Annotated in this window: 4 protein-coding genes; 2 read left to right on the top strand and 2 right to left on the bottom strand. The window is 64.2% G+C overall.

Features of this window, described 5'->3' with window-relative positions:
* Window positions 1-630, top strand: a 630-nt coding sequence (locus ACXJKR_RS26770; protein ID WP_457325403.1) for an alpha/beta hydrolase family protein, incomplete at its 5' end; no start/stop codon positions are given.
* Between the two features lie 433 nt (window positions 631-1063).
* Window positions 1064-2536 (top strand): leucyl aminopeptidase, encoded by a 1473-nt coding sequence (locus tag ACXJKR_RS26765; RefSeq protein WP_457325402.1) that lies wholly within the window; start codon window positions 1064-1066, stop codon window positions 2534-2536.
* Here the strand turns inward: ACXJKR_RS26765 and ACXJKR_RS26760 are convergent.
* Window positions 2505-2669: an SDR family NAD(P)-dependent oxidoreductase gene (locus ACXJKR_RS26760; RefSeq protein WP_457325401.1), complete on the bottom strand. Its 165-nt coding sequence runs from the start codon at window positions 2667-2669 to the stop codon at window positions 2505-2507. The genes ACXJKR_RS26765 and ACXJKR_RS26760 overlap by 32 nt on opposite strands.
* 241 nt (window positions 2670-2910) lie before the next feature.
* Window positions 2911-3793 (bottom strand): LysR family transcriptional regulator (locus ACXJKR_RS26755; protein ID WP_457325400.1); only part of this gene is annotated, 883 nt, incomplete at its 5' end.

Genomic DNA, 3793 nt, shown 5'->3' with positions numbered 1-3793 from the left:
GCGTACATCCGTGCCGGCGATGGTGAATGGGGCGGCAGGATGGATGACGACCTGGTCGACGCCGTGCGCTGGGCTGTCGACCGTGGCATCGCCGATCCAGCGCGCATCTGCATCATGGGTGGCAGCTACGGCGGCTACGCGACGCTCTGGAGCATGACGGCCAACCCGGATCTGTACGCATGTGGCGTCGACATCGTCGGCCCGTCAAGCCTTGAGACGCTTGCTGCCTCGATCCCGCCCTATTGGGAGGCAGCGAAGGTTCAGTTCTTCCAGATGATCGGCGACGCGTCTACGCCGGAGGGGCTGGCCTTGCAGAAGGAGCGGTCTCCGGTGCACCGTGCGTCGCGCATCAAGAAGCCGCTGCTGGTCGGCCAAGGTGCGAACGATCCCCGCGTGAAACAGGCCGAGAGCGACCAGATGGTGGCTGCCATGAAGGCCAACGGCATCCCGGTCACCTACGTGCTTTTCCCGGATGAGGGGCATGGTTTCCATCGTCCAGCCAACAACATCTACTTCAACACGGTCACGGAGCAATTCCTGGCCAAGTACCTTGGGGGGCGCTTCGAAGCGCCGGCGCCGGGAGAGACGGATGGCAACACGGCCGTCATCGTAGAGAACTCGCTGCAGTGATCTGCCGGGGAGGCGAAAGCCTCCCCTCTTCGTTGTCGTTGCGGCGCACTAGGTCTCGAAGATGACTGAGGCTGCGGCAGCTTCGTGCATTGAGTGGTCGGTTGCCAGCGCTCCGTGACGGACCCGACGCTGGTTACGGCCCTCAATCACACAGCGCCCATCTGGATGGCCGCCCTCTCCTGCCCGTTGCCCACGTCGGCGCGAGCGATGAAATCAGATTCCTCGAACAGCAGGGCGTGAGCAACGCCGTTCCCACGGACGCCTCATCCGCTCAGAAGGCGGCACCCGGGTTCTAGAGGTCCGTTCCCAGAATACCCAGCCAGCCCGAGGTGCGCTGTCGCGCCAAGGCGACCAAAGCTGCACCCGTTCCTGCTTGGCCACGCAGCCTCGATGGTCCAAGTACTGCCTCCCCAACCTTCCTTCCCGCTCGCCCATGATCTTTTCCACTGCCTCCGCGCCGCTCGGAGCACTTGCTGCACACAAGACGGACGCTCTGATCCTCGTGATCGCCGGAGAGGCTGTCGCCGACAGCCTGGACGGCAAGCTGCGCTCGCTGATCTCAGATGGCGTGCGCATGGGTGACTTTGAGTTCCAGGCAGGCAAGACACTCTTGCTGATAGCCACGGCAGGCGTGCAGACCCGTCGGCTCTTGATTGCTGCCAGCGGAACGGCCAGCTCGAAGGCCGCTCGGCGCGCGCTGTCCGCTGCGCTTGCTCAGCTCAAGGGAAGCGGCGCCACGGCCATGTCCGTGATGTACCTTGGATTCGGCGATGAAGTCGCGGAGCAGTTGGCTGAGCAGACGGTGCTTGCGACACTGGAAGCAACGTATGTGTACAGCGCGACAAAACCCAGCGCGAGCGCTGCCTACAAGCTGGCCCGGTTGACGCTGCTGACGGAAAAGGGAAATGCGCCGTCTGCCAGGGCAGCCAAGGGGGGGCTGCTCCGAGGGGAGGCGATTGGTGCCGGCGTTAGCCTGGCACGCGAATGCGCCAACCTTCCGGCGAATGTGGCCACGCCTGCCTACTTGGCCGACCAAGCCAAGTCGTTGGCGCGCAAGCACGGCCTCAAGGTCGAGGTGCTCGACGAACAGGGGATTGAAAGACTCGGCATGGGGTCATTCTTGGCGGTAGCCAAGGGATCAGATACTCCGCCGCGCTTCATCGTGGCGAAGTACGAAGGCGCTCCCAAGAGCCAAGCGCCGCTTGTCTTGATCGGCAAGGGCATCACGTTCGACTCGGGCGGCATCTCTCTCAAGCCCGGCGCTGGCATGGAAGAGATGAAGTTCGACATGGGCGGAGCCGCTGCCGTACTCGGCACGCTGCGCGCCGTGGTCGAGCTTAAGCCAAGGATCAACCTGGTGGTGCTCATAGCCGCCTGCGAGAACATGCCAAGCGGGCGGGCGGTCAAGCCCGGTGACGTCGTCACTTCGATGTCGGGCCAAACCATCGAAATTCTGAACACGGATGCAGAAGGTCGACTGATCTTGTGCGACGCTTTGACCTATGCCGAGAGATTCAAGCCTGCGGCAGTCGTCGACGTGGCGACGCTGACCGGCTCATGCGTCGTCGCCTTGGGCGCGCTGCGCTCAGGCATGTACGCCACCAATGACGAACTCGCGGCAGCGCTCAGTGCTGCCGGCGAAGTCGCCATGGATCCCTGCTGGCGCATGCCCCTGGACGACGAGTACGGCGAAGACCTCAAATCTACCTTTGCCGACGTCGGCAACATCGGCGGCAAGGCGGGTTCGGTCACGGCCGCAAAGTTCCTACAACGCTTCGTCGGCAACTACCCCTGGGGCCACCTGGACATTGCGGGTACGGCCTGGCAGAGCGGCGGCCGCGCCAAGGGCGCAACCGGCAGRCCAGTCGGCCTGCTCACGCACTTCGTGCTGTCTCAGGCACGTTGAGCGTGACGGAAGCGCGATGCCGGTTGGCATCCGACCTGTAGGTCAGGATGACACCCTCACCACGTTTCGCGCACTCGACGGCAGCGCTGGCGCCGATACCCCGGCTGCCGCCGGTGACAAGGATGATGCTCATAGAACGGATGGAAGTGAATCAAGCGTTGCTACGATAGGCATCGAGGCCGCGCTGCGCACATCCGTTCCTGCCGCATTCCTGCCTGATTCTCTGCATCACGCATCCCACAACCGCAGCCGGCGAGTTCCGTCAGCGCCACGGCACCGCGGCGGCCGAATGCAGCGCATGCCGCTGCTGTCACTCGGCGTTCACTCGCCTGCCGCGGCAAGCATCCTCGCCGGACGTGAAATGTCCAGGGGGCTCAAGGCGGCTCTGACCAGTTCACCGCCTGCATGAACTGGATCAGCGCGCGGAGCTTTCCTGGCATCTGCGCCCGGTTGGGGTAGTACAGGTAGAACGCCTCAGCGGGCTTCGTGTACCGCTCGAGCAGAGGCACCAGCTTGCCGGCCTGCAGCTCTGGCGTGGCGAATTGTTCGAACACGATGGCCAGGCCGTTGCCGCAGCACGCAGCCTCCAATGTGCATCGCATCTMACTGAATACGAGGCGCCCCTGCACCTCAATCGTGAAGGCCTTGCTGTCTTCCAGGAAGCTCCACGCGAGGAACTGGCTTCGATTGCCGATGCGCTGGCGGATGCAGTCGTGCTGCAGCAGGTCCTCAGGCTTGGTCGGCTTCCCATGCGCCTTGAGGTAGGCCGGCGACCCCGCGACGACCAGCCGCTGAAGTGGTCCGACAGGCACGCCGATCATGTCCTTCTGCAGTGCGTGGCCAAGCCGTATCCCGGCGTCGAAGCCCCCGGCGACGATGTCGCTGAGACCGTTGTCCACGGTCATCTCCAGTGTGATGTCAGGGAAGCGGCGCAGGAACTTCTGAAGGTGCGGCTGGAACAGCGCCGAGTAGGCGACGTACGAGGTATTGATCCTCAGCAGGCCGTGGGGCCGTCCGGACACATCACCCACCTCCTGCACGGAGCGGCGGATCTGGTCGAGAGCCGGCGCGATCGCGGCCAGCAGCTGAACACCCGCCTCGGTGAGGCCGACGCTGCGCGTTGTCCGGTTGAACAGCCGGATGCCGAGCGACGCCTCCAGCTGCTTGACCGCGCGCGATATCGCGGTTGGCGACACCTCCATCTCCGCGGCGGCGCGGGTGAAGTTCATATGCCGCGCCACGCACTCGAAAGAAATC

The organism is Roseateles sp. P5_E11 (assembly GCF_054049355.1).
This window is presented reverse-complemented; position numbering and strand designations above follow the sequence as displayed.

Coding starts and splice junctions, on each gene's coding strand:
- ACXJKR_RS26760 (WP_457325401.1), bottom strand. CDS start 2,669: ATGAGCATCATCCTTGTCACCGGCGGCAGCCGGGGTATCGGCGCCAGC.